This is a genomic window from Pantoea sp. X-Soil-ISGK-421, from assembly GCF_059730785.1.
In genome coordinates this window covers 1220708-1245592 of record NZ_AP035979.1, presented here as the reverse complement: position 1 = coordinate 1245592, position 24885 = coordinate 1220708, and the positions used below count along the sequence as shown (strand labels likewise).

Below are 24885 nucleotides of genomic sequence, written 5' to 3'. Positions count from 1 at the left end.
GATGTATCTGCTACTCAGCATGCTGTTGCTGAGTGTCATGGCTAAAGCCGATCTGCAACCCGCCAGCAGCGTGATGTTACCCGCAATGATGCCTGCGCCGCATGCCGAGCCATGGCCGGGCGCAACGTTACGTGTTGCCGTTCCGGCACAAAATAGCGCGCCCTGGGCGATGCGCATTGGCGACCATATTTGGGGCATCGATGCTGATTATCTCAGCGCCCTTAGCCAATTGACGGGCACTCGTTTCACGCTACAAAGTTATAGCGACCGCGCTCAGCAATTGCAGGCGCTGCAGCGCGGCGAGGTGGATTTGGTATTAAGTAATCAACACACTCCGCTCCCGCCCGATATTCTGCTGAGCGACAGCTGGTACAGCAGCCCAATTCGTATCTATCGTAATCGCGATAATCAGCGCGCGGTGATGTTCAACAGCGATACCGCGCAGCTCACCATCGCCGAAGCGACATTAACGCAACTGCCTGCCAGGTTTGTACAACAGCATCGCTGGCACACCTTGCCAGGCGATTTGCAGGCGCTGTATGCGCTGCTCAATCAGCAGAGCGATTATCTGGTCGCTGATGAGGCCAGCGCGGGCTTTTTGCTGGGCCAGTTGCAGCAAGGCCAGATTTACCAAATTACCGCCGATCCCGGCGCAGGCGAGCTGACGCTTCGTGCGTTAGCGCGCGATGCAGCATTGATCCACTGGCTTAACAGCCAGCTGCGCCTGCTGCCCGCCGAGTTCAGCAGTCGCGTTCAACAACGCTGGAGTCCGCCGCTGCTGCGCTATCAGGACACGCAAACCTTGATGTTCTCGGCCAGCGAAAAGCGGTGGCTGGCGCAGCATAGTGAAGTTCCCTATGCGGTTGAGGCGGATAACGCGCCGTGGAGCTATCGCGACAGCAACGGCAACGCGCGCGGCTTCGGCATCGATCTGCTAAACGCATTGAGCCAAACTACCGGCCTGCGTTTTACGCCGCGCTGGGTCAACAATCCGCAACAGGCGGCTACGCTATTGCAACAACAGCAGGTGATGCTCAACCTCTTACAGCCTTTGTATGGCGACGATCCCGGCAGCAATACGCTGCCGGTATGGCGCGCTATTTGGGGGATTTATACGCTTTCCACCTATCAGCCGATGAACTGGCAATCGTTACAAGGCCAGCGCGTCGGGATATTGCGCGATGATTTAGCCATGCGTTTATTGCCATCGGGCATCACGCCGCAGCCGTTCGACGATCGGGCGCAGCTTTGGCAGGCGCTGAATAACGGCCAGATTGATGCACTGGTTGATAACGTGCTGTCCGCCCGCTGGCGCATGGCGAATCATGAAGAGAATCGTGTACATCTGGCATTTGCTGCCAGTGATATTGCCTGGCCGCTGGCGCCGCAGGTGAGCGCACATCAGCCTGAGCTTAGCGCCCTGCTCGATCATGCATTGCAGCAGATCCCGCCCGATACGCTTAATCAGATGCGTGTGAGTTGGTCGCAGCCGCCGCAGCCCGGCACAACGATGGCGATGCGCAACATTCCGTTAATGATTTTGATTGCGGCTGGCGTGATTATTGTGTTGTTGTTGGGATTACTGTTACGCCGCTACTGGCAACAGCGTCGCGATCGGTTGCAGCGTGAACAAGCAGAACGTGCCAATGCGGCCAAGAGCCAGTTTCTCGCCACCGCCAGCCACGAGCTACGCACGCCGATGCAGGCTATTCTCGGTTTACTGGAGCTGGAACAGCAGCAGCATCCGAGCGAACGTCTGGCGCTGATGCACAGCAGCGCGCGATCGCTGATGGCGCTGCTTAACGACCTGCAGGATCACGCGCGTATTGAGAGCCAGAGCTTTCGCCTTGCGCCGCGCCCGCTCAATCTGACGCTTTGGCTACAGCAACAGCAGCAGTTCTATCATCCCTTGATGCGCGATGACGGACCGAACTTGATTGCCGAAGCGCTGACGCCGCTGCCTGCCCGCGTGTTACTCGATGGCGATCGCCTGCAGCAAGTGGTGAATAATCTGGTGGCAAACGCGTTGAAGTTTACCCGTGAAGGCGAAGTACGTCTGACGCTGGCGGTTGATGAACAAATCCAGCTTACGGTCGCCGACAGCGGTAGCGGCATTCCGCTCAACGAACAGGCTCAGCTGTTCGAAGCGTGGTACCAGGCGCCATCGGGTAAACGTCATGCGGTGCAAGGCAGTGGGCTGGGCTTGTTTATCTGTCGTGAAATTGTGCAACGTATGGGCGGTTCGCTAACGCTCACTTCAGAACCGGGACAGGGCACTACCGTCAGCGTGACGTTGCCGCTGATACTGAGCGAAGAACCGTTAACCGAACGCACAGCAAGCTGGCCACTGTACCCGCAACTGCGCGTGGCGATCGTAGACGATCACCCAACCAATCTTTTGGTGATGCAACAGCAGTTGGCGAACTTTGGCGTGGAGGCGCAGGTGTTTGAAGAGGGCCGAGCGCTGCTGCGCGCTGATGCTCAACACCCCTTCGATATTCTGTTTATCGATCAAATGATGCCGCGCCCAGATGGTTTGGCGCTGTTGCGTATTCTGCGCCGTCGCCAACGCCAGCGCGGCACAGCCATGCTGCGCGTGCTCTGCTCTGCTGACGTGCAACTGCTGAAAATCAATTTGCAAGACGATGAAGCGTTACTGCTCAAACCCATCGAACTCGATCACCTGGCGCCGCTGCTGGCGCGAGCGGTGCAGGATCCCCTTGCCGCGCTGCCAAACAGCTTATTGATTCTGGCACAGCATAATCAGGCGTTTATTCCGCGCATCTGCCAAACGTTGCAGCGCACGCTGCAACAAGATCGGGATTCGCTGCTGAACGCGTGTGACACCCAGGATTGGTCGGCGCTGGAACACGCGGCACACCGTATGAAAGGCAGCGGGTTGATGCTGGGTATGGATGAGGTTGTCGAGCGCAGTGAACTGTTGATGATGCAGGCTAAACAGCAGCAGTTGCAGCTTGATAATCTCAATTTACTGATATCATTAACAAACAGGTTACTCAAACAACTGGAAAACTATGGCACACACTCATTCCCACGGTGCGGGTAACAGCAATCGCACGCGACTGGCTGCGGCGTTTGGCGTAACGGCGCTGTTTATGGTGGCCGAAGTGTTCGGCGGGCTGATTTCTGGCTCGCTGGCGCTGTTAGCCGACGCCGGACATATGTTGACCGATGCTGCGGCGCTGCTAATGGCGTTGTTGGCGGTGCAGTTCGCGCAGCGCAAGCCTAACGCGCGTCATACCTTCGGCTTACTGCGCCTGACAACCTTAGCCGCGTTTGTCAACGCTATCGCGCTGCTGGTCATTACCGTCTTTATCGTCTGGGAAGCGCTGCGTCGCTTTTATCAGCCGCAGCCGATTCAAGGCGGTTTGATGCTAAGCATCGCCATCGCCGGATTGCTGGCGAACCTGCTCTCCTTCTGGATATTGCATCGCGGTAGTGAAGAAAAGAATCTCAACGTGCGCGCCGCAGCACTGCATGTGATGGGGGATTTGCTGGGCTCGATCGGTGCCATTGCAGCGGCGGTGATCATTATGCTGACCGGCTGGACGCCGATTGACCCGATTCTGTCGCTGCTGGTGTCATTGCTGGTAGTCCGCAGCGCGTGGTCGCTGCTGCGTGAAAGTCTGCATGAATTACTTGAAGGTGCGCCGGGCCATATTGATGCGGATAAGCTGTCGCGCGAGTTGACGCGCAATATTGATGAAGTGCGTAACGTGCATCATGTGCATCTGTGGCAAGTGGGTGAAAAACCGGTACTGACACTGCACGTGCAGGTGATTCCGCCGTACGATCATGACGGCCTGCTTCAGCGTATTCACCACTATCTGCATGAGCACTATCAAATTGTCCATGCTACGGTGCAAATGGAGTATCAGCCGTGTAGCGGCCCCGACTGCGAGCTCTGTTTAGATAACAGCGCCGCGCAGCACGATCACCATGATCATGCTGCGCTGGAAGGACATGCGCATCACCATCACTGATGTGACAGCGCGCGTGAGCCATGTTCGCGCGCGCTTTGCATCCACAAGCGCGAACCGTTAAGCGCAATCAACGTCAGAATCGCGTACTCGAGTGACATGGCATACACGCCCTGACGCGCAAAGATCATTACGCTAATCACGTTGATCACCACCCACAATAGCCAGTTCTCAACGTATTTACGTGTCATCAGGATCATCGCCACAATCGACAGCACCATCATGCACGAATCCCAGAACGGGAAGGCATCCGGCTGCAGTTGCGGCATCGCCACGTTGAGACCGACACTTTGCATGATGCTTACGGCAGTTTTGGTGAGTAAGGCAAAGACCGGATCGATATAAAGCGTCATCAGCGCAATCGCCACCACACACGCCGCGCCCCAGCCCAAGGCTTTTGACCGCGGCAGCCAGCGAATTTGCAGCTCAGTTTCATTGTTGGCGGTTTGCCGACTCCATGCGTACCAGCCGTAAACGTTGGCGACGAAGAAGAACAGCTGCAGCAATAAGCTGGCGTAAAGCTGGATTTGGAAGAAGATCACCGCGAACAGCGTGACGTTAATCAGCCCGAAAAAGTAGTTGATGATCTTTTCGAGGCTGGCGAGCCAGATGCACAGCAAGCCCGCCACGGTGCCGACGGCTTCAATCCACGACAGATCGTAACCGCCAACGCCGAGCGGAATGTGAACCAGAATGTTTTGCGTGCTAAAGAAGTCCATAACGGGCACCTGTGTTAAGGGTGCGCGTCATGCGTTCCCTTTTACCTTGAGTTTGAGATCTGCTGCAAAGGATAGCATGCGGTTGAGCGGTCGCAACGCGGCCTCACGCAATGCGCTATCCACATGAATTTCATGCTCGCTGCCACCACGCTCCAACCCTTCGGCAATCGCTTTCAGACCGTTCATCGCCATCCATGGACAGTGCGCACAGCTGCGGCAGGTTGCGCCTTCACCCGCCGTTGGCGCTTCCAGCAGCTCTTTGTTCGGTACCGCTTGCTGCATTTTGTAGAAGATGCCGCGATCGGTGGCGACGATCATTTGCGGATGCGGCAAGCTTTGCGCCGCCTGAATCAGCTGACTGGTGGAACCCACCGCATCGGCCAGATCAACAATTGCCTGTGGCGATTCAGGATGGACTAACACCGCCGCCTCAGGATAAAGCGCCTTCATGCGGTGCAAAGCCTGGGTTTTGAATTCATCATGCACGATGCAGGCGCCTTGCCAGCACAGCACATCCGCGCCGGACTTTTGTGTGACGTAACGACCAAGATGGCGATCCGGTGCCCAGATAATTTTCTCGCCGAGGCTGTCGAGATGTTCAATCAGCTCTACTGCGATGCTGGACGTTACCACCCAATCTGCACGCGCTTTAACAGCGGCCGAGGTGTTGGCATACACTACCACGGTACGATCGGGATGCTGATCGCAGAAGCGATTAAACTCTTCAATGGGGCAACCGAGATCGAGTGAGCATTCCGCCTGCAAGGTGGGCATCAGCACGGTTTTTTCCGGACTGAGGATTTTTGCGGTTTCGCCCATGAAACGCACGCCCGCCACCAGCAAGGTTTTGGCGGGGTGCGTGCTGCCGAAACGCGCCATTTCCAGTGAGTCAGATACGCAGCCGCCGGTCTCTTCCGCCAGCGCCTGAATTTCGGGATCGGTGTAGTAATGCGCCACCATTACCGCATCACGTTCTTTCAGCAAGCGTTTGATTTTATTTTTATAGTAGGATTTTTCATCGTCACTGAGACGTGCCGGTTTCGGCGGGAAAGGATAGATCGCGCTTTCAGGATCGAACATCAGACTCATGACACGGCTCTCGTTTTATCAATTTAACAAAATTGCCTGTTACGGCAATGATGCGGCATCAAAACCGCTATCGTGTTTTATATGCTAAACACGATAGCGGAATTGCGCGAGAGTGTCGTCCCTTTTTTGCGCGCGCTATAGCAACAATGCGCTGCTTAACGACTTCTGCGGACTTTCCAGCTGCAGCAGGAACGCTTTGACTGTGAGTCCACCGGCGAAGCCAGTGAGCTTACCGTTGCTACCGATCACACGATGGCACGGCGCCATAATCGATAGCGGGTTTTTACCGTTCGCCGCGCCCACGGCGCGCACCGCTTTGGGATGGCCAATCTGCTCGGCGATTTGCTGGTAGCTGCGAGTTTCACCAAATGGGATAGTGAGCAGGGCTTGCCAGACTTTTTTCTGGAACTCGGTGCCGACGGTGTCGTACGGCATATCAAACTGCTGCCGCTCGCCGGCAAAATATTCGCGCAGCTGGCGTTCGGCCTCACACAGAATCGGATGCTGATCGTTACGGCTGATTGGCTTCAGCGGCACGCGCTGCGCCCCTTCGTTTTCCCACAGGATTGCCGACAATCCATTATCGGTGGCTACAAGTGTTAGCTCGCCAACCGGCGTCGCGATGATTTTGGCATGATACATGGTGCACCTCCGGCGTAATCTCTGCTGGCGATTATCGCATTTCCGCCGCAGGAAACTGGCTGTTTTCGGTCATCAGCATAAACTGGTTAGCTGTCCGAAAGCAGCGAGTTTTCCTGTTCTATTTGCGCAACCATGCCGTTTATTTGCCGGAGACGATGATGTTTGATGCTGAAATTGCTTACCAGGCGCTGACCTCGCGCGACAGTCGCTTCGATGGGCTGTTTTTTGTGGGCGTGACATCAACCGGCATTTATTGCCGGCCAATTTGTCCGGTGAAAGCGCCGATGCAGAAGAATTGCCTGTTTTTCAGCAGCGCAGAGGCCGCAGAGAAAGCGCACTTTCGCCCCTGTTTACGCTGTCGTCCGGAACTGGCACCCGGCTTTGCGCCGGTAGATAGTCATCATCGCATTGCCGATCGTTTGATTCGACGCATCGAAGAGGGCTTGCTGGAAGAGCAGGAGACGCTCGCAGACATCGCCCGCGAGTTCAACCTCAGCGAACGTCAATTACGTCGTGTGGTGCAGCAGGAGCTGGGTGTTTCGCCATTAGAATTGCGTCAGACGCGCCGTATGCTGCTCGCTAAGCAACTTCTGACGGAAACCTCGCTACCGGTAACGGAAATTGCCTACGCCAGCGGCTTCCGTAGCCTGAGACGTTTTAATGATGTGTTTCAGGCGCGCTACCGCATGACGCCTTCCCGCCTGCGCAAGCAGAGTCAGCCCGATTCTACTACTACGGTTCAGGAAAGCGCCGAACTGCGCCTGAGTTATCGTCCGCCTTACGATTGGGACGCGATGCTCGATTTTCTGCAACAGCGCGTCATGAAGGAGGTGGAATGGGTCAACGACGGCATGTATCACCGTACCGTGGCGTTGGGCAATTGTCGCGGCTGGGTGCGCGTGAGCCATATTGCTGAGAAACAGTCGTTGAAAGTGCAATTCACCACGTCGTTGACGCCAGTGCTACCCGCCCTATTGCGTCGTCTACGCGATCTGTTTGATTTGGATGCGCAGCCACAGCGCATAGCAGAGCATCTCAGCCACGATGCGCTGCTGGCGGAGAGTTTATCGCGCTTTCCCGGTTTACGCGTTCCTGGTGCGTTTGACGGCTTCGAGCTAGGTGTACGGGCGATACTCGGCCAACAAGTAACGGTGAAAGCTGCAACTACGCTGAGTAGTCGCATGGCACAACGCTTTGGCGAACCGCTGGCAACGCCATGGCCAGAGTTGTCTCGTTTGCCGCCCAATGCCGAGGCGCTGGCAACAGCAAGTATTGATGATATCGCTAGCCTTGGGATTGTGAGTGCACGTTCTCATGCTATTCAGGCATTGGCACAGGCGTGTGCTTCTGGTGCCTTGCGATTCAACGCTGCGGTGAATCCTGATGTGGTTCAGCAGCAGTTGCTGGCGCTGAAAGGAATTGGGCCGTGGACAGCGAGTTATATCGCAATGCGCGCGCTGCGTTGGCCTGATGCGTTTCCCAAAGAGGATATTGCGATTCGTAATAATCTCGGCGGCGTGAGTGCCAAAGTGGCGGAGCAGTTATCACAGGTTTGGCGACCGTGGCGCAGCTATGCGGTGCTGCATATCTGGAAAAGTCTGACGCAGGTTAAGAGCAACTAAACCGAGTCAACAGCCGAAAGGACCAGGCGGTTCCGTAAAGGCGCCGTGGATACATCCCTGTAGGCTCTGCCGGCGCATCCATGCGCCGGAAGCTTTACTCCACCGCCCGGCCCTTCCGTCTTCATTAAATCTGGGTGCGGTTATTAAAACCAACGACAAATCGTATGGGCCAGATAAGGCGGGGGCGGAAGGAGCGAAGCGTCCGAGCCATGGACAAAAACGCCGGGAGCGTTTTTGCACAACGCGAAGCGTTGCCCGCTTGCGGGCGAGCCTCATGGATGAGGCGAGTACTTGCGAGGCCGATCCACAGGGATGTGAGGTTTCTTCGCGATCCGCCCCGCCTTATCTGGTCGGTGCACAATCTCACAGCGAATCCGCCTAACATTTAAAAAGCGTAGAAAAGCAAAAAGGCGCCTTTAGGGCGCCTTTCTACATAACTGGTGGGTCGTGCAGGATTCGAACCTGCGACCAATTGATTAAAAGTCAACTGCTCTACCAACTGAGCTAACGACCCGCTGTGGGGCTTACAACCTTATACTTGATGGTGGGTCGTGCAGGATTCGAACCTGCGACCAATTGATTAAAAGTCAACTGCTCTACCAACTGAGCTAACGACCCATCAAGGTTGTGAAGCTTACTGAAGAAATCATCTCACTTACAACGGGTTGAGATGGTGGGTCGTGCAGGATTCGAACCTGCGACCAATTGATTAAAAGTCAACTGCTCTACCAACTGAGCTAACGACCCATCTTCAGTGCTGCCGATACTTGTTAAGATATGTCCCGGCAACGGCGGCATATATTACTGATTTAGCGGGAGGGCGCAACCCTTATTTTCCACTAAATGTCTCAATTGCTTACCTTTCATGCTGTAAGACCAGAAATCACACGAAATCCGGTCTTTTAAGCACAAATTACAACCCGGCGAGGCGTTTTTGCGCCTGCTTAGCAGAATCACTATTTGGGAATTGTTTGATCACTTGTTGGAAAACGGCCTTGGCTTTCGCCGTGTCGTTTTTCTCTTGCATGATCACGCCAACCTTAAACAGCGCTTCCGGGGCTTTTGGCGATTTCGCGTAATTTTTTACCACAGTGGCAAAATAGTAGGCCGAATCGTCTTTTTTACCCTTGTTGTAAAACAGCTGACCTAACCAATAATTGGCGTTCGGCTGATAGGTAGAATCAGGATATTTCTTCACCCAAGCCTGCAGGGCAGTAATCGCCTGATCGTACTGCTTCTTCTCCAGAATCAGCGCAACAGCAGCATTGTAATCCGTGTTCGCATCGCCGGTTTGAGCTGGCGCGGCTGCACTGGCAGTATTGCTGTTACCGCTATCAGAAGCCGCAGCACCCGCTGCAGCGGCATCTGCACCACCACTGGCCTGCGCACCGTTACTGCTGGAGCTGAGGCTGTCGATTTGCTGATAGAGCTGTTTCTGGCGCTCAATCACCTGATTAAGCTGATAGCTGTTTTGCTGGATTTGCCCGCGCAGCGAATCGATATCGCTTTGATTGTCGCTCATCTGCTGCTGCAACTGCTGCAGAAGCTGAGCCTGGGCATTAGAGATACGTTCAAGAGTGGTGACGCGGTCTTCGACCGAGCCTGAGCCAACGCTACTGATTGACGCCTGGGCATTAGCGGCCCAGGGGGCCGCTAAACCAACCAGTAACGACAGACTCAACAGATGAAGTCTGAAGTTACTCATCATAGGATTATCTTAGTAAACCAGTACGGCACGACGGTTTTTGGCATATGCCGCTTCGTCATGACCCAGTACAGCTGGTTTTTCTTTACCGTAAGAAACGATAGACATCTGGTCAGCAGAAACGCCTTTGCCTTGCAGATACATCTTAACAGCGCTTGCGCGACGTTCGCCCAGGGCGATGTTGTATTCCGGTGTACCGCGCTCATCCGCGTGACCTTCGATGGTCACTTTGTAAGACGGGTTGCCACGCAGGAATGCAGCATGCTGATCCAGCATCTGAGCGTAATCAGACTGCACGTCATACTTGTCCAGACCGAAGTAAACGATGTTGTTCTGCTGCAGCTGCTGCATCTGCAGGCGCGCTTGCTCGTCAGAAGACATGTTACCGTTCTGGCCCGCACCAGCACCGTAAGCGCCGTCGTTAGCGCCCATACCAGTCTGATCGTTGTTGTTGTTTTTGTGTGAGCTACATGCAGCTACTGCGATAACTGGCAGAGCCAGCATCAAACCTTTCAGCACTTTGTTCAGTTGCATTTCTTTATCCTATTATTTTGTTTGCCATACATTTTAATCCCCCGCCGTGCAGGGGACCTATGCATCACAGATACGGCGACCAGGCAGGGAATTTGACCTGTCCATCAGTTGCCGGAAGACGCGCTTTGAAACGCCCGTCGGTTGAAACCAACTGCAACACGGAACCCATCCCCTGAGTAGAGCTATAGATTACCATCGTGCCGTTTGGCGCCAGACTTGGCGTCTCATCCAGGAACGTGTCCGTTATTGTTTGAACGGCTCCCGTTACCAGATCCTGTTTGGCGACATGCTGAGCGCCACCGGCGCTGCTGATCATCACCATTGTTTTACCGTCGGTTGACACGTCCGAATCCTGGTTTTGCGCACCTTCCCAGGTAATACGTTGTGGCGCACCGCCGTTAACTCCAATTTTATAAATCTGAGGCGCACCGGCCTGATCCGAGGTATAAGCCAAGGTCTGGCTATCCGGGAACCACGTCGGTTCAGTGCTGTTGTAGCGACCATCAGTCACCTGACGCGTCTGACCTGAAGCCAGATCCATCACGTACAAGTTCAGGCTACCGGTTTTCGACAGCGCGAAGGCCAGTTTAGAACCGTCTGGTGAGAAAGCTGGCGCACCGTTGTGACGCGGATAAGAAGCAACCTGACGGATTGCACCGTTAGATAGCGTCTGAACCACCAGCGCAGATTTGCCGCTCTCGAAGGTCACGTAAGCCACTTTGCTGCCATCTGGCGACCAGGCCGGAGACATCAATGGCTGCGGTGAACGGTGAACCACAAACTGGTTGTAGCCATCGTAATCCGACACGCGCAACTCATACGGGAACTGACCGCCATTGGTCTGAACCACATATGCAATACGGGTACGGAATGCGCCTTTGATGCCGGTCAGCTTCTCGAACACTTCGTCACTGGCGGTGTGCGCTGCATAACGCAACCACTGCTTCGTCACTTTGTAAGAGTTCTGCGCCAATACGGTGCCTGGTGCGCCGCCAGTATCCACCAGCTGATAGGCAATTTGATAGCTGCCGTCAGCGTTTGGTGTGACCTGACCCACCACGACGGCATCAATACCTAATGCGCTCCATGCGGCAGGTTGAACTTCCTGCGCGCTAGCGGGTTGTTGTGGCAGACGCGAACGATCCAGCGGGTTGAATTTGCCGCTGTTGCGTAAGTCGGCGGAAACAATACCGCCGATGTCTTCTGGTGCCGCGCCTGGGCCAGCCCATTGGAACGGAACCACACCAATAGGACGTGCGGTGTTAACGCCCTGCGTAATTTCGATACGGACTTCTGCATGGAGCATGGCTGCCCACAGCAGTACAAAAAAACCTAAGGTTACACGAAGTGCCTGCTTCATTTTTTCTCCCTTACCTGAACCAGAGGTTCATGATAATTCGCACAGTTCCTGAAAAACACGAGTACTCATAGAGTACGGCAAGCTAACCTTAGTTCAACCTGCCGTACGTTACTGCATTATTCTGGTTTGAAACGCATGGGTGCGTTTTTAAACACTTCATATACAGCCTGCGAAGGCGGCTTTGGAATACGTGCCTGCTTCGCAGCAGCGATAGCCGCCTGACACAAGGCGGGGTCACCACCTTCCGATTTAACATCAATCAGCAAACCATCCGGTGCCAGCTTGATGCGCAGGTTGCACTCTTTACCTTTATACAAATCCGCATCGTAGAAACGGCTCTGAATGGCTCCGACAACCTGGCCCAGATAAGAATTAATCTCCGCACCTGACGCACCCGCTTTCTTCTGATTGCCCTGCCCGGCAGCGCCACCCGATGCGGTGCCACTTTTCGGTGCATTCTTGCCAGAAGACAGTCCACCTAACAGATCGTCAACCGCGTTTTCGTTCTTCGCTGCTTCAGCGGCAGCTTTTTTCGCATCAGCCGCCGCTTTCGCTTTTGCATCCGCTTTTGCCTTCGCTGCGGCATCGGCCTTGGCTTTCGCCTCGGCAGCAGCCTTCTCTTTTGCTGCTGCAGCGGCTTTCTCTTTCGCCTCAGCAGCCGCTTGCTCTTTAGCCTCTTTCGCTTCCTGAGCCGCTTTCGCCTTTGCCTCGGCAGCAGCCTGCGCTTTGGCTTCAGCATCCGCTTTAGCTTTTGATTCTGCCGCCGCTTTTGCCTGCTGCGCCGCTTTCTCTTTCGCTGCTTCAGCGGCAGCTGCTTTCGCTTGCTCTTCCGCTTTCTTCTTCGCGTCTGCCGCGGCTTGCTTGGCTTCTTCTACCGCTTTGGCTTTGGCATCGGCGGCCGCTTTTGCCTGCGCATCGGCTTCCGCTTTAGCATCAGCCTTAGCTTTCGCTGCGGCGGCTTCAGCCGTTTTCTGCTGTTCCTGCGCCTGCTTCGCAGCGGCTTCAGCGGCTTTCTGCTGCTCGGCCTGCTGTTTCGCCTGCTCTTTGGCTTCCTGCTGTGCCTGCAAGCGCTCTTTTTCCATCTCTTTCAAGCGCTGCTGCTCAGCAGCTTGTTTCTGTTGTAACTCTTCGGCCTGCTGCTGCGACTGTTTCTGCCGCTGCTGCTCGGCACGCTGACTGTCTCTTTGCTGATTCTGCTGGCGGTTGTATTGCTCAACCACGGCGCCTGAATCGACCATCACTGCGTCAATATCACTGCCGCCACCCCCGCCGCTGGATTCGATTTTCTCGTTAAACGAGCTCCAAATCAGTAAGGCGATCAGCACGATGTGCAGAATCACCGAAACGATTATCGCGCGCTTTAACTTGTCGTTCTGCTCGGTTGCCTTCGACACACTCGGTTCCCAAAAACGGTTCGCTTTAAATCGGCTGCGTCATCAAACCGACAGATTTCACGCCTGCCTGATGTAACAGGTTCAGCGCCTTGATGATTTCGTCGTAAGGGACGTCTTTCGCACCGCCGATCAGGAAGACCGTTTTCGGATTGGCTTCAATCCGGCGCTGCGCTTCGCTCACCACCTGCTCCGGCGGCAACTGCGTCATACGATCGTGATCCACGACCAGGCTGTACTGGCCGACGCCAGACACTTCCACAATCACCGGTGGATTATCATCAGTTGAGACGGTTTTCGAATCTGTCGCATCTGGCAGATCCACTTCCACGCTCTGGGTAATAATCGGCGCGGTTGCCATAAAGATGAGCAGCAACACCAACAATACGTCCAACAGCGGAACAATGTTGATTTCCGACTTAAGGTCGCGCTTACCGCGACCACGGGTTCTGGCCATCGTAAACCTCGACTTACTTCGTGTTGTCGGTGGAGAAAGCCTGACGATGCAGGATAGCCGTGAACTCTTCCATAAAGTTGTCGTAGCCCTGTTCCAGCTTGTTAACACGCTGGTTCAGACGGTTGTACGCCATAACAGCAGGAATGGCCGCGAACAGACCGATTGCAGTGGCGATCAGCGCTTCGGCGATACCCGGCGCAACCATCTGCAGCGTCGCCTGTTTTACCGCACCGAGGGCGATAAAGGCGTGCATGATCCCCCACACCGTACCAAACAGACCGATATACGGACTGATAGAACCTACGGTGCCAAGGAAAGGAATGTGGTTTTCCAGCGTTTCCAGTTCACGATTGAAGGAGATACGCATTGCACGGCTTGCACCCTCCACTACCGCTTCTGGCGCGTGATTGTTAGCACGGTGCAAACGCGCAAACTCTTTGAAACCGGAATAAAAAATTTGCTCAGATCCGCTCAATTCATCACGGCGTCCCTGGCTTTCCTGATACAGGCGAGACAGCTCAATCCCCGACCAGAACTTATCTTCAAACGCTTCGGCTTCGCGCCCCGCCGCATTTAAAATGCGCGTACGCTGAATAATGATCGCCCATGAGGCAATAGAAAAGCCGATCAAAATCAACATGATAAGTTTGACCAGAAGGCTCGCCTTCAGGAACAAATCAAGAACATTCATGTCAGTCACTGCTTGAACTCCGCGACAATAGACTTGGGAAGCGCAATTGGCTTCATTAGATGTGGGTTGATGCAGGCAATCAGGACTTCTGCTTCATTTAGCACTTTGCCTTCGGCATTCACGATACGCTGCGAAAATGTCATCGTTGCTCGCGTCATTGAAGTTACTTCTGTTTGAATTTCCAGAAGATCATCCAGACGTGCAGCCGCAACAAAATCGATCGTCATGCGTCGTACCACAAAAGCCACCTGCTCTTCCAACAGGACCTGCTGATTGAAATGGCGCTGGCGCAACATTTCGGTACGTGCTCGTTCATAGAAAGCAAGATAACTGGCGTGGTAAACCACACCACCGGCATCGGTGTCTTCGTAATAGACACGAACCGGCCAGCGAAACAGCGTTGTACTCACTCTACATCCCGGTCTCATTTTAAACGTTGCTACTATACGCAAGTGAGATCAGCTTGGGAATGGTCCGCCAGAGCCAGGAGAAAATAATTATCACAGGTTAACAACTGGAAGGATTTTTAGGATGTTTCTTGACCGGACGCTGACAAAACCTCACGTCAGCGCCTGAAAATGCAGCATTTTTAAGTCCTGAGCATGGACTTAATGGTAGAACCAGAAAATTCCTGCGACTAAAACCATCATTGCCGGCAAGGGTGAGAACCAAGCTTGCCAGCGCAGGCGCTGAGGACGAAACCCGGTACCGTGAATAACGCCAGTGCAGACGGCCCAAATCAGCAGCATTCCGTGCCCTATCGCTAAATCACTGGTGCGCGCGGCAAAGCGTGCGGGCTGCCAAATGACACAGCCCGCCAACCACAACGCGAGGATGAGCGAAAGGGCCCGAAGCGGGCCCTTATCCATCAGACGATACAGTGTCTGAATCAGTGTGCGCATTAGACTTGCTCGTCCTTCGCGCTGCTCTCTTCAACATGCTCCAGCGCCAGCGCCGTAATCACACCGAACGCACAGGCCAGCAAGGTGCCAAGAATCCAGGCAAAATACCACATGCTTAATCTCCTTAATCAGTACAGGGAGTGCGTATTGCTCTCAATGTGTTCTTTGGTGATACGGCCAAACATCTTGTAATAACACCAGGCGGTGTACGCCAGGATAATCGGTACAAAGATGATGGCAGCAATGGTCATTACTTTTAGGGTCAGTAGGCTAGACGTGGCATCCCACATTGTCAGGCTGATGCCCGGCACGGTGCTGGATGGCATGATGAACGGGAACATCGCAATACCGGCCGTCATGATCACGCAGGCTAACGTCAGTGAAGAGAAGATGAACGCCCAGGCGCCCTTCTCGATGCGCGAGCAGAGAATGGTCAGCAGCGGCAACACCACGCCCAACAGCGGGAATAACCACAACACCGGCGTCTGCTCAAAGTTCACCATCCATGCACCGGCTGCACGCACTACGTCTTTGCCCAGCGGGTTAGAGGCCGCGTGATGATCGATGACGCTTTTCACCACGTAGCCGTCGATGCCGTATTTAACCCAAACGCCTGCCAGTACAAAGCACACCATCATCACCAGCGCAGAGATTTGCGCAGTGCTGCGGCTACGCAGGTGCAGATCGCCTGCGGTACGCATCTGCAGATAGGTTGCGCCCTGCGTCAGGATCATCGCCACACTGATCACGCCCGCCAGCAAGCCAAACGGATTCAGCAGTTGGAAGAAGTTGCCGGTATAGAAGAGGCGCAGATATTCGTCAGCATGGAACGGCACACCTTGCAGCAGGTTACCGAACGCCACACCAATCACCAGCGGCGGCACAAAGCTGCCGATGAAAATGCCCCAATCCCACATGCCGCGCCAGCGCATATCTTCAATCTTCGAGCGGTAGTCAAAACCGACCGGACGGAAGAACAGTGACGCTAGCACCAGAATCATCGCCACGTAGAAACCCGAGAACGCCGCAGCATAGACCATCGGCCAGGCAGCAAACAGCGCGCCACCGGCGGTGATCAGCCAAACCTGGTTACCGTCCCAGTGCGGCGCAATACTGTTAATCATGATGCGGCGTTCGGTATCGGTACGACCCAGAATACGGGTCAGCATACCCACACCCATATCAAAGCCGTCGGTGACGGCGAAACCGATCAGCAACACGCCAATCAGCAGCCACCAGACAAAACGCAATACTTCATAGTCAAACATGGTAGCTCTCCTTATCCACGCACCGGCTGAGATGATGGTTTCAGCGTTTCATGATGATAGCGCCCCGTTTTCAGGCTGCTTGGACCAAGGCGCGCGAATTTGAACATCAGGTACATTTCCGCCACGAGGAACAAGGTATAGAGACCGCAAATCAGCGTCATCGAGAACAGGAGATCGCCCACGGTCAGTGAGGAGTTAGCGACTGCGGTGGGCAGCACCTCACCAATCGCCCATGGTTGACGCCCGTATTCAGCAACGAACCAACCGGCTTCAATTGCAATCCACGGCAATGGAATGCCGTACAATGCCGCTTTCAACAGCCAGCGGGACTTACCGATACGGTTGCGGATCACGCTCCAGAAGGAGAGCGCAATAATGCCCAACATCAGCACGCCACCCAGCACCATGATGCGGAAGGCAAAATACAACGGCGCAACGCGCGGAATAGAGTCCTGCTTGGCTTGCTGAATTTGCTCTTCAGTGGCATTCGCCACATCTGCGGTATAACGCTTCAGCAATAAGCCATAACCGAGATCCTGTTTGGTGGCTTCGAACTGGCTACGAACAGCAGGATCTTTACTGCCACCACGTAGTTCGTTTAACAGTGCGTAAGCTTTCATACCGTTACGAATACGCACTTCATGCTGCGCCAGCAAATCTTTCAAACCGGTCACCGGCGTATCGACTGAACGTGTAGCGATCAAGCCGAGCAGATACGGAATCTGAATCGCATATTTGTTTTCCTGCGTCTCCTGATCCGGAATACCGAATAGCGTAAACGCAGCCGGTGCCGGTTGGGTTTCCCATTCCGCTTCAATCGCTGCGAGTTTGGTTTTCTGCACGTCGCCAATTTCATAACCGGATTCGTCACCCAGTACGATCACCGACAAAATCGCGGCCATACCGAAGCTGGCTGCAATAGCAAAAGAGCGCTTAGCAAAAGCCATATCGCGCCCTTTTAGCAGATACCATGCGCTGATACCGAGAATGAACATCGCGCCGGTGGTGTAACCGGCGGCCACGGTATGCACAAACTTCACCTGCGCAACCGGATTAAGCACCAGTTCGGAGAAGCTCAACATCTCCATACGCATGGTTTCGAAATTGAATTCCGATGCGATCGGGTTCTGCATCCAGCCATTCGCCACCAGAATCCACAGTGCGGACATGTTCGAGCCGAGCGCCACCAACCAGGTCACCGCGAGGTGTTGCACCTTGCCCAGGCGATCCCAGCCGAAGAAGAACAGACCAACAAAGGTGGATTCGAGGAAGAACGCCATCAAACCTTCAATGGCGAGCGGCGCACCAAAGATATCGCCGACGTAATGTGAGTAATATGACCAGTTGGTACCGAACTGGAATTCCATGGTCAGGCCGGTAGCCACGCCGAGCGCAAAGTTGATACCAAACAACTTGCCCCAGAACTTGGTCATATCTTTATAAATTTGTTTCCCTGTGAGGACATACACGGTTTCCATGATCGCCAACAAAAACGCCATACCCAGCGTTAATGGCACGAACAGGAAATGGTACATCGCCGTCAGGGCAAACTGTAAACGCGACAGCTCGACAATATCTAACATGGTGACTCCTTGCTCCTCGCATGAACTTCCCCTGCGGATGACAACGGCAAACAACAGACATTGACGCGCAGAATAAGATTCAGGAACGACTGATTATTGATTCCAGTTTTATTACTGAGATAACAGAGAAAATCTGTTGCCCGATATGCGTGAGTAACAGTGATATAAATTTCCCGAAAAACCGATCTTTTCAGTCTGGTTCAAGCAGGAGTGTCTCGAGGAGGCGACAGAATTGATTTAACAACGCCTGGCACAAACTCCTGAAAAATTATGAAGAAGACTGAATTGATGCAGCGCAATTTATACCGGTTGGCCCGTGCTTAGCCAGTGGTAAAGTTTGTTATAACTCGCCATTTATTGATCTGGATTAAGACTATAAATTTCCAGATATGTATCGTAAGAATGGTTGTTAATTAGTTGTCACAACCCGTGGGTTAAATTAAGAATATAATTACCTTTTCCGCAATTATTTAACCTCTATCTGGAAAGTCACGCATCAATTCTTTGACAGAGATCTAGCGCCTTTTCCCTTCTTTACCTCGATGACAACGTAAGCATAGCCGCACTTTCTTCACCCGTTGCGCTTTTCCCCCTAATTTTTAGCAGGATATTGCCAAAAAAAAGACCACCCGAAGGTGGCCTTTCTGCATCACAACCGTGATGAATTATTGGATGGGCAGAACCGCTTTAACTGCGTCACCAATGTCTGCCAGGCTGCGTACGGTTTTCACACCGGCCGCTTCCAGCGCAGCGAATTTCTCATCAGCGGTACCTTTACCACCGGCAATGATGGCACCAGCGTGGCCCATACGTTTGCCTTTCGGTGCAGTTACACCGGCGATGTAGCCGACAACGGGCTTGGTCACGTGTGCTTTGATGTAGGCAGCCGCTTCTTCTTCCGCGCTACCACCGATCTCACCGATCATCACGATCGCTTCGGTCTGTGGATCTTCCTGGAACAGTTTCAGGATGTCGATGAAGTTAGAGCCCGGGATCGGGTCACCACCGATACCGACGCAGGTTGACTGGCCGTAGCCGATGTCAGTGGTCTGCTTAACCGCTTCATAGGTCAGCGTACCTGAACGCGAGACGATACCCACGCGTCCCGGCTGGTGAATGTGGCCCGGCATGATACCGATCTTACATTCGCCTGGGGTGATCACGCCTGGGCAGTTCGGGCCGATCATACGCACGCCGGCTTCATCCAGCTTCACTTTCACGGTCAGCATATCCAGCGTTGGGATACCTTCGGTGATGGTGATGATCAGTTTGATGCCCGCATCGATGGCTTCCAGGATACCGTCTTTGCAGAACGGAGCCGGAACGTAGATCACGGTGGCGGTTGCGCCCGTCGCTTCTACCGCTTCACGCACGGTGTTGAACACCGGCAGACCGAGATGCGTGGTGCCGCCTTTGCCTGGCGTGACACCGCCAACCAGCTGCGTACCGTAGGCCAGCGCCTGCTCAGAGTGAAACGTCCCTTGACCACCGGTGAAACCCTGGCAAATGACTTTGGTGTTTTTGTCGATCAAAATGGACATTATTTACCCTCCGCTGCAGCGACAACACGCTGTGCAGCGTCTGTCAGGCTAGTTGCTGCAATGATGTTCAGACCGCTGTCCGCCAGTTTCTTAGCGCCCAGCTCGGCGTTGTTACCTTCGAGACGTACCACTACCGGCACGTTGACACCCACTTCTGCCACTGCACCGATGATGCCGTCTGCAATCAGGTCGCAACGCACGATGCCGCCGAAGATGTTAACGAATACCGCTTTAACGGCATCATCAGACAGGATGATTTTGAAGGCTTCGGTCACGCGCTCTTTGGTTGCGCCGCCGCCAACGTCAAGGAAGTTCGCTGGCTCACCGCCGTGGTGTTTCACGATGTCCATGGTGCCCATCGCCAGACCGGCGCCGTTCACCATACAACCGATGTTGCCATCCAGCGCAACGTAGTTCAGTTCCCACTGCGTAGCGTGTGCTTCGCGTGGATCTTCCTGGCTCGGATCGCGCATTTCACGCAACTCCGGCTGACGGAACAGTGCGTTACCATCCGCGCCCAATTTGCCGTCGAGGCAGATCAGATCGCCCTGCTTGGTGATCACCAGCGGGTTGATCTCAACCATCGCCAGATCGCGCTCGAGGAACATGGTCGCCAGACCCATAAAGATTTTGGTGAACTGGCTCACTTGCTTACCGGTCAGGCCGAGTTTGAACGCCAACTCGCGGCCCTGATACGGTTGTGGGCCTGCCAACGGATCCAGTGCCATCTTGTGGATCAAGTGTGGCGTTTCTTCTGCCACTTTCTCGATCTCAACACCGCCTTCCGTCGAAGCCATGAAGATCACGCGACGGGTCGCGCGGTCAACAACCGCACCCAGATACAGCTCTTGATCGATGTCAGTCGCGGCTTCAACCAGAATCTGGTTTACCGGCTGTCCATGCGCATCAGTTTGATAGGTCACCAGACGTTTGCCCAGCCAATGCTCAGCAAAAGCACGAATATCTTCTTTGCTGTTAACGACTTTCACGCCGCCCGCTTTACCGCGGCCACCGGCATGAACCTGGCATTTCACTACCCACGGACCGGCGCCAATTTTAGACGCGGCTTCTTCGGCCTCACGTGGCGTAGTGCAGGCGTAGCCTGTCGGCGCTGGCATGCCATAGCGTGCAAACAGCTGCTTCGCCTGGTATTCATGTAAGTTCATGATGTTCTATCCATTCAGGTAAGATTTTGGGCGCGCCTTCACACCGCGCGCCCGGCGAAATTAGACGTCCAGCAGCAGGCGAGCTGGATCTTCCAGCATCTCTTTCACCGCGACCAGATAGCCAACGGATTCACGACCATCAATCAGACGGTGATCGTAAGAGAGTGCCAGATACATCATTGGCAGAATCACCACCTGACCATTGACCGCCATTGGGCGCTCTTTGATGGCGTGCATGCCCAGAATCGCACTCTGCGGTGGGTTGATGATTGGCGTAGACATCAGCGAACCAAACACACCACCGTTGGTGATGGTGAAGTTACCGCCGGTCAACTCTTCAACCGTCAATTTGCCGTCACGGCCTTTCACCGCCAGCTCTTTAATTTTCTTCTCAATGTCGGCCATGCTCAGCGCATCGACATCTTTCAGCACTGGCGTAACCAGACCACGCGGGGTAGAAACCGCAATGCTCACATCGAAATAGTTGTGATAAACCACATCTTCGCCATCAATAGACGCGTTAACTTCCGGGAAGCGTTTCAGCGCTTCAACCACCGCTTTGATGTAGAAGGACATGAAGCCCAGACGCACGCCGTGACGCTTCTCGAACGCATCGCCGTACTGCTTACGCAGGTCCATGATTGGCTTCATGTTGATTTCGTTGAAGGTGGTCAACATCGCGGTGCTGTTTTTCGCTTCCAGCAGACGCTCGGCCACACGCTTACGCAGACGCGTCATCGGTACGCGTTTTTCGCTGCGGTTAGCCACAGCGGCCTGCGGCGCAGCAGCGGCTGGCGCTGAGGCGGGTGCGGCTTTGCCGCTGTCGGCTTTCTTCGCCAGATGTTTTTCCACATCTTCACGCGTCAGACGGCCGCCAACGCCGGTGCCTTTAATCTGGCTGGCATCGAGGTTGTTTTCAGCGATCAGGCGGCGTACCGCTGGGCTAAGCGCATCGTTGCTCTCTTCTTCCAGAGAAGCAGTCTGGCGCTGTGCAGGAGTAGACTCGTTGCTTTCCGCTTTCGCTGCAGTCTCTTTCCCGCCGCTGTTGCCTTCTTTCAGTCGGCCCAGAATCTGGCGAGAAGTAACGGTCGCGCCTTCATCTTCCAGCACGGCTTCCAGGATGCCGTCAGCAGATGCAGGCACTTCCAGAACCACTTTATCAGTTTCAATCTCTACCAGTACTTCATCGCGGCTCACAGAGTCGCCAGGTTTTTTGTGCCAGGTTGCAACCGTTGCGTCCGCTACGGATTCAGGCAAATCGGGAACGAGAATTTCTACGCTACTCATTTTCTTTCCTTTTTATTAACCAAGGTTCAGCGCGTCATTAACCAGGTCTTGCTGCTGTTTTTGATGTACGGACATGTAGCCCACGGCCGGTGAAGCAGAAGCCGGACGGCCTGCATAACGCAGTGACGCACCAAATGGAACCACTTCGCGGAAATGATGCTGACTGCAATACCATGCGCCCTGATTCAGCGGCTCTTCCTGACACCACACGAAATCCTGCACATGAGCATAGTTTTTCAATACGTCCTGCACGACTTTGTGCGGGAACGGATAGAGTTGTTCGATACGCACGATGGCCACGTCGGTCTGCTCGTTTTTACGACGCTGATCCAGCAGATCGTAATAAACTTTGCCCGAACACAGCACCACACGTTTTACCTGCTGCGGATCCAGATCGTCGATCTCACCAATGGCCGGCTGGAAGCTACCGGTGGCCAACTCTTCCAGGGAAGAAATTGCCAGCGGATGACGCAGCAGCGATTTCGGCGACATCACGATCAGCGGACGGCGCATACCGCGCAGTGCCTGACGACGAAGCATGTGGTAAACCTGCGCTGGTGTGGAAGGTACGCACACCTGCATGTTCTGCTCAGCACAGAGTTGCAGATAACGCTCCAGACGCGCCGAGGAGTGCTCAGGGCCCTGGCCTTCATAGCCGTGCGGGAGCAACATCACCAGGCCACACATCCGGCCCCATTTCTGCTCGCCGGAGCTGATGAACTGGTCGATGACGACCTGCGCACCGTTAGCGAAGTCGCCGAACTGCGCTTCCCAAATGGTCAGCACGCGCGGCTCTGCGGTGGCGTAACCGTATTCGAAGGCCAGTACCGCTTCTTCAGATAACACGGAATCCCACACTTTAAACTGACCCTGACCGTTATGGACATGGTGCAGCGGCGTGTAAGTTGAACCGTTTGTCTGGTTATGGATCACCGCATGACGGTGGAAGAAGGTACCGCGACCGGTATCTTCACCGGAAAGACGCACCGGAATCCCCTCGTCAACCAGCGTGGCGTAAGCGAGGTTTTCTGCTCCACCCCAGTCGAACGCTTTGTTGCCTTCGGCCATCTCTTTACGATCGTTGTAAATCTTCGCGACGCGTGATTGCACTTCTACCGATTCCGGTACGCTGCTGATGCGGCGCGCCAGTTCCTGCAGACGTTTCAGTTCAACGGTGGCTGGATAGCTTTCGTCCCATTCGTGGTTCAGGTACGGTGACCAGGTGAAGGAGTGCAGGCTCATTGGGCGCCATTCCGGCACCACGCATTCGCCTTCATCCAGCGCATCGCGGTACAGATTCACCATCTCGGTGGCATCTTCGCTGGTCGCTACACCTTCGCTTTCCAGCTGATCGGCATAGAGTTTACGCGGCGTTGGATGCTTTTTGATTTTCTGGTACATCAACGGCTGAGTGGCACTTGGCTCGTCGGCTTCGTTGTGGCCGTGACGGCGATAGCACACCAGGTCGATGAAGACATCACGTTTGAAGGTGTTGCGATAGTCCAGCGCCAGGCGAGTGACAAACGCCACGGCTTCTGGATCGTCCGCATTAACGTGGAAAATCGGTGCCAGCACCATTTTGCCGATGTCAGTACAGTACGGTGTAGAGCGCGCATCTTTCGGGTTGGAAGTGGTAAAGCCAACCTGGTTGTTAATCACGATGCGAACGGTACCGCCCACTTCGTAGCCGCGCGCCTGCGACATGTTCAGGGTTTCCTGCACCACGCCCTGGCCGATAACCGCCGCATCACCGTGAATGGTGATCGGCAGAACCTTATTGCTGCTTGGCTCAGCCAGACGATCCAGACGCGCACGCACCGAACCCATGACTACCGGGCTAACGATTTCCAGATGCGACGGGTTGAATGCCAGCGCCAGATGCACCAGGCCGCCTTCGGTTTCCACGTCAGACGAGAAGCCCATGTGGTACTTCACGTCGCCGGTGCCGAGATGTTCTTTGTGCTTACCGGAGAATTCGTCAAACAGATCCTGCGGCTTTTTACCCAATACGTTGATCAGTACGTTCAAGCGACCACGGTGCGCCATACCCAGCACCACTTCGCGCGTACCGCTCTTGCCGGCGTGACGAATCATCTCGCGCAGCATTGGCACCAGCGCATCACCGCCTTCCAGCGAGAAGCGCTTCGCACCTGGGAATTTCGCACCCAGATATTTCTCCAGGCCTTCTGCCGCGGTCAGCTCTTTCAGGAAACCTTTTTTCTCGTCGTTGCTGAAAGACGCGTGGCCCACCACCGATTCCAGACGCTGTTGAATCCAGCGTTTCTCATCGGTGTTGTTGATGTGCATATACTCTGCACCAATCGAGCCACAATACGTCTGCTGCAATGCCGCGAACAGATCGGCCAGCTTCATGGTCTCTTTGCCGATAGCAAAGGAGCCTACGTTAAAGCTTTCCTGAAAATCGGCGTCGGTCAGATCGTGATAAGCCGGATCGAGATCCGATACAGCGTCCTGTTTCCACAGGCCGAGCGGGTCAAGGTTGGCTTGCTGATGCCCGCGGAAGCGGAATGCATTGATCAGCTGCAGCACTTTAACCTGCTTGGAATTGGTCGCCGGATCGGTCACGGTTGAGGTGTAACGCGTAGCGTCTTTTGCCAGGCGGCGGAAGTAATCACGCGTGGTGGAGTGAAATTGCTCAGGTTTCACGCCAGTGCCCGGCAGCTGTTGGAACAGCTCGCGCCACATGTCATCAACTGAGTCAGGATCGGTCAGGAAATCCTCATAGAGTTGCTCTATGTAAGATTGGTTCGCGCCGGCCAGCCAGGAGGAGTCCAGCCAGGGTTTCATCGCGCTGTTCTGCATTGTGATCCCTTAAGCATTAATCTGCTTTTTATGAGGTTTCATTTGTTACCGCTTACGCGGCTTGCCGTAGTGAGTTCAGCGATACGAACCTGTGCGCGACCGGC

General features: G+C 54.5%; 21 protein-coding genes and 3 tRNA genes. 3 read left to right on the top strand and 21 right to left on the bottom strand.

Going from position 1 to position 24885, the window contains the following annotated elements:
• The first annotated feature begins 1 nt into the window (after window position 1).
• Entirely contained in the window at window positions 2–3067 is a 3066-nt protein-coding gene (locus tag AC6I8K_RS05735) for a hybrid sensor histidine kinase/response regulator (protein WP_497826358.1), read from the top strand.
• The gene (gene zitB, locus AC6I8K_RS05730; RefSeq protein WP_064740601.1) at window positions 3036–4004 is read left to right on the top strand and encodes a CDF family zinc transporter ZitB; all 969 of its coding nucleotides are present in this window, start codon (window positions 3036–3038) and stop codon (window positions 4002–4004) included. The genes AC6I8K_RS05735 and zitB overlap by 32 nt, the downstream gene beginning before the upstream one ends.
• Here zitB and pnuC read toward each other — a convergent pair.
• The 3 genes from pnuC to AC6I8K_RS05715 all read right to left on the bottom strand — a co-directional run bounded on the left by pnuC (window position 3998) and on the right by AC6I8K_RS05715 (window position 6451).
• The gene (gene pnuC / locus AC6I8K_RS05725) at window positions 3998–4720 is read right to left on the bottom strand and encodes a nicotinamide riboside transporter PnuC (protein ID WP_483817018.1); all 723 of its coding nucleotides are present in this window, start codon (window positions 4718–4720) and stop codon (window positions 3998–4000) included. The genes zitB and pnuC overlap by 7 nt on opposite strands.
• Before the next feature lie 27 nt (window positions 4721–4747).
• Window positions 4748–5809 (bottom strand): quinolinate synthase NadA, encoded by a 1062-nt coding sequence (gene nadA / locus AC6I8K_RS05720; protein WP_483817017.1) that lies wholly within the window; start codon window positions 5807–5809, stop codon window positions 4748–4750.
• A 135-nt stretch (window positions 5810–5944) separates the two neighbouring features.
• The gene (locus AC6I8K_RS05715; RefSeq protein WP_483817016.1) at window positions 5945–6451 is read right to left on the bottom strand and encodes a methylated-DNA--[protein]-cysteine S-methyltransferase; all 507 of its coding nucleotides are present in this window, start codon (window positions 6449–6451) and stop codon (window positions 5945–5947) included.
• Between the two features lie 158 nt (window positions 6452–6609).
• Here AC6I8K_RS05715 and AC6I8K_RS05710 point away from each other — a divergent pair, with 158 nt between their 5' ends.
• Window positions 6610–8073, top strand: a complete 1464-nt coding sequence (locus tag AC6I8K_RS05710; RefSeq protein WP_497827222.1) for an AlkA N-terminal domain-containing protein — start codon at window positions 6610–6612, stop codon at window positions 8071–8073.
• A 438-nt stretch (window positions 8074–8511) separates the two neighbouring features.
• Here AC6I8K_RS05710 and AC6I8K_RS05705 read toward each other — a convergent pair.
• The 18 genes from AC6I8K_RS05705 to sucA form a co-directional block, all read right to left on the bottom strand.
• Window positions 8512–8587, bottom strand: a tRNA-Lys gene (locus AC6I8K_RS05705).
• A 28-nt stretch (window positions 8588–8615) separates the two neighbouring features.
• Window positions 8616–8691: transfer RNA gene (locus AC6I8K_RS05700), tRNA-Lys, on the bottom strand.
• A 53-nt stretch (window positions 8692–8744) separates the two neighbouring features.
• Window positions 8745–8820, bottom strand: a tRNA-Lys gene (locus AC6I8K_RS05695).
• Between the two features lie 166 nt (window positions 8821–8986).
• Window positions 8987–9781: a cell division protein CpoB gene (cpoB, locus tag AC6I8K_RS05690; protein ID WP_064740596.1), complete on the bottom strand. Its 795-nt coding sequence runs from the start codon at window positions 9779–9781 to the stop codon at window positions 8987–8989.
• Window positions 9782–9790: 9 nt separating this feature from the next.
• Window positions 9791–10312, bottom strand: a complete 522-nt coding sequence (pal, locus tag AC6I8K_RS05685; protein WP_007890635.1) for a peptidoglycan-associated lipoprotein Pal — start codon at window positions 10310–10312, stop codon at window positions 9791–9793.
• Window positions 10313–10376: 64 nt separating this feature from the next.
• Window positions 10377–11672: a Tol-Pal system beta propeller repeat protein TolB gene (tolB, locus tag AC6I8K_RS05680; protein WP_064740595.1), complete on the bottom strand. Its 1296-nt coding sequence runs from the start codon at window positions 11670–11672 to the stop codon at window positions 10377–10379.
• A 116-nt stretch (window positions 11673–11788) separates the two neighbouring features.
• Window positions 11789–13066 carry a cell envelope integrity protein TolA gene (gene tolA, locus AC6I8K_RS05675; protein ID WP_064740594.1) on the bottom strand — a complete coding sequence of 426 codons (1278 nt, stop codon included), beginning with the start codon at window positions 13064–13066 and terminating at the stop codon, window positions 11789–11791.
• A 25-nt stretch (window positions 13067–13091) separates the two neighbouring features.
• Complete coding sequence (gene tolR / locus AC6I8K_RS05670; protein WP_008107389.1) at window positions 13092–13520, bottom strand: colicin uptake protein TolR; 429 nt, start codon at window positions 13518–13520, stop codon at window positions 13092–13094.
• 13 nt (window positions 13521–13533) lie between these two features.
• Window positions 13534–14220, bottom strand: coding sequence for a Tol-Pal system protein TolQ (gene tolQ / locus AC6I8K_RS05665; RefSeq protein WP_007890639.1), 687 nt, complete (start codon window positions 14218–14220; stop codon window positions 13534–13536).
• Window positions 14217–14639, bottom strand: a complete 423-nt coding sequence (gene ybgC, locus AC6I8K_RS05660; protein ID WP_191322252.1) for a tol-pal system-associated acyl-CoA thioesterase — start codon at window positions 14637–14639, stop codon at window positions 14217–14219. The genes tolQ and ybgC overlap by 4 nt, the downstream gene beginning before the upstream one ends.
• Before the next feature lie 180 nt (window positions 14640–14819).
• Window positions 14820–15113: a cyd operon protein YbgE gene (gene ybgE / locus AC6I8K_RS05655; protein ID WP_483817014.1), complete on the bottom strand. Its 294-nt coding sequence runs from the start codon at window positions 15111–15113 to the stop codon at window positions 14820–14822.
• Complete coding sequence (gene cydX / locus AC6I8K_RS05650; protein ID WP_007890642.1) at window positions 15113–15226, bottom strand: cytochrome bd-I oxidase subunit CydX; 114 nt, start codon at window positions 15224–15226, stop codon at window positions 15113–15115. The genes ybgE and cydX overlap by 1 nt, the downstream gene beginning before the upstream one ends.
• A 15-nt stretch (window positions 15227–15241) precedes the next feature.
• Window positions 15242–16381 (bottom strand): cytochrome d ubiquinol oxidase subunit II, encoded by a 1140-nt coding sequence (cydB, locus tag AC6I8K_RS05645; protein ID WP_483817013.1) that lies wholly within the window; start codon window positions 16379–16381, stop codon window positions 15242–15244.
• A gap of 11 nt (window positions 16382–16392) precedes the next feature.
• The gene (gene cydA / locus AC6I8K_RS05640; RefSeq protein WP_483817012.1) at window positions 16393–17964 is read right to left on the bottom strand and encodes a cytochrome ubiquinol oxidase subunit I; all 1572 of its coding nucleotides are present in this window, start codon (window positions 17962–17964) and stop codon (window positions 16393–16395) included.
• A gap of 665 nt (window positions 17965–18629) precedes the next feature.
• The gene (gene sucD / locus AC6I8K_RS05635) at window positions 18630–19505 is read right to left on the bottom strand and encodes a succinate--CoA ligase subunit alpha (protein WP_064740590.1); all 876 of its coding nucleotides are present in this window, start codon (window positions 19503–19505) and stop codon (window positions 18630–18632) included.
• Window positions 19505–20671, bottom strand: coding sequence for an ADP-forming succinate--CoA ligase subunit beta (gene sucC, locus AC6I8K_RS05630; RefSeq protein ID WP_007890646.1), 1167 nt, complete (start codon window positions 20669–20671; stop codon window positions 19505–19507). The genes sucD and sucC overlap by 1 nt, the downstream gene beginning before the upstream one ends.
• 60 nt (window positions 20672–20731) lie before the next feature.
• Window positions 20732–21958 (bottom strand): 2-oxoglutarate dehydrogenase complex dihydrolipoyllysine-residue succinyltransferase, encoded by a 1227-nt coding sequence (gene odhB, locus AC6I8K_RS05625; RefSeq protein WP_064740589.1) that lies wholly within the window; start codon window positions 21956–21958, stop codon window positions 20732–20734.
• Between the two features lie 15 nt (window positions 21959–21973).
• Window positions 21974–24781, bottom strand: a complete 2808-nt coding sequence (gene sucA / locus AC6I8K_RS05620) for a 2-oxoglutarate dehydrogenase E1 component (protein WP_064740588.1) — start codon at window positions 24779–24781, stop codon at window positions 21974–21976.
• Window positions 24782–24885 lie beyond the last annotated feature (104 nt).

Bases quoted from the DNA above. Each gene is read 5' to 3' on its own strand.
- pal (WP_007890635.1), bottom strand. From the start codon at position 10,312: ATGCAACTGAACAAAGTGCTGAAAGGTTTGATGCTGGCTCTGCCAGTT.
- cydB (WP_483817013.1), bottom strand. From the start codon at position 16,381: ATGTTTGACTATGAAGTATTGCGTTTTGTCTGGTGGCTGCTGATTGGC.
- sucC (WP_007890646.1), bottom strand. From the start codon at position 20,671: ATGAACTTACATGAATACCAGGCGAAGCAGCTGTTTGCACGCTATGGC.
- ybgE (WP_483817014.1), bottom strand. From the start codon at position 15,113: ATGCGCACACTGATTCAGACACTGTATCGTCTGATGGATAAGGGCCCG.
- zitB (WP_064740601.1), top strand. From the start codon at position 3,036: ATGGCACACACTCATTCCCACGGTGCGGGTAACAGCAATCGCACGCGA.
- pnuC (WP_483817018.1), bottom strand. From the start codon at position 4,720: ATGGACTTCTTTAGCACGCAAAACATTCTGGTTCACATTCCGCTCGGC.
- nadA (WP_483817017.1), bottom strand. From the start codon at position 5,809: ATGAGTCTGATGTTCGATCCTGAAAGCGCGATCTATCCTTTCCCGCCG.
- cpoB (WP_064740596.1), bottom strand. From the start codon at position 9,781: ATGATGAGTAACTTCAGACTTCATCTGTTGAGTCTGTCGTTACTGGTT.
- odhB (WP_064740589.1), bottom strand. From the start codon at position 21,958: ATGAGTAGCGTAGAAATTCTCGTTCCCGATTTGCCTGAATCCGTAGCG.
- tolR (WP_008107389.1), bottom strand. From the start codon at position 13,520: ATGGCCAGAACCCGTGGTCGCGGTAAGCGCGACCTTAAGTCGGAAATC.
- ybgC (WP_191322252.1), bottom strand. From the start codon at position 14,639: ATGAGACCGGGATGTAGAGTGAGTACAACGCTGTTTCGCTGGCCGGTT.
- cydA (WP_483817012.1), bottom strand. From the start codon at position 17,964: ATGTTAGATATTGTCGAGCTGTCGCGTTTACAGTTTGCCCTGACGGCG.
- AC6I8K_RS05710 (WP_497827222.1), top strand. From the start codon at position 6,610: ATGTTTGATGCTGAAATTGCTTACCAGGCGCTGACCTCGCGCGACAGT.
- tolB (WP_064740595.1), bottom strand. From the start codon at position 11,672: ATGAAGCAGGCACTTCGTGTAACCTTAGGTTTTTTTGTACTGCTGTGG.
- AC6I8K_RS05715 (WP_483817016.1), bottom strand. From the start codon at position 6,451: ATGTATCATGCCAAAATCATCGCGACGCCGGTTGGCGAGCTAACACTT.
- sucA (WP_064740588.1), bottom strand. From the start codon at position 24,781: ATGCAGAACAGCGCGATGAAACCCTGGCTGGACTCCTCCTGGCTGGCC.
- AC6I8K_RS05735 (WP_497826358.1), top strand. From the start codon at position 2: ATGTATCTGCTACTCAGCATGCTGTTGCTGAGTGTCATGGCTAAAGCC.
- sucD (WP_064740590.1), bottom strand. From the start codon at position 19,505: ATGTCCATTTTGATCGACAAAAACACCAAAGTCATTTGCCAGGGTTTC.
- cydX (WP_007890642.1), bottom strand. From the start codon at position 15,226: ATGTGGTATTTTGCCTGGATTCTTGGCACCTTGCTGGCCTGTGCGTTC.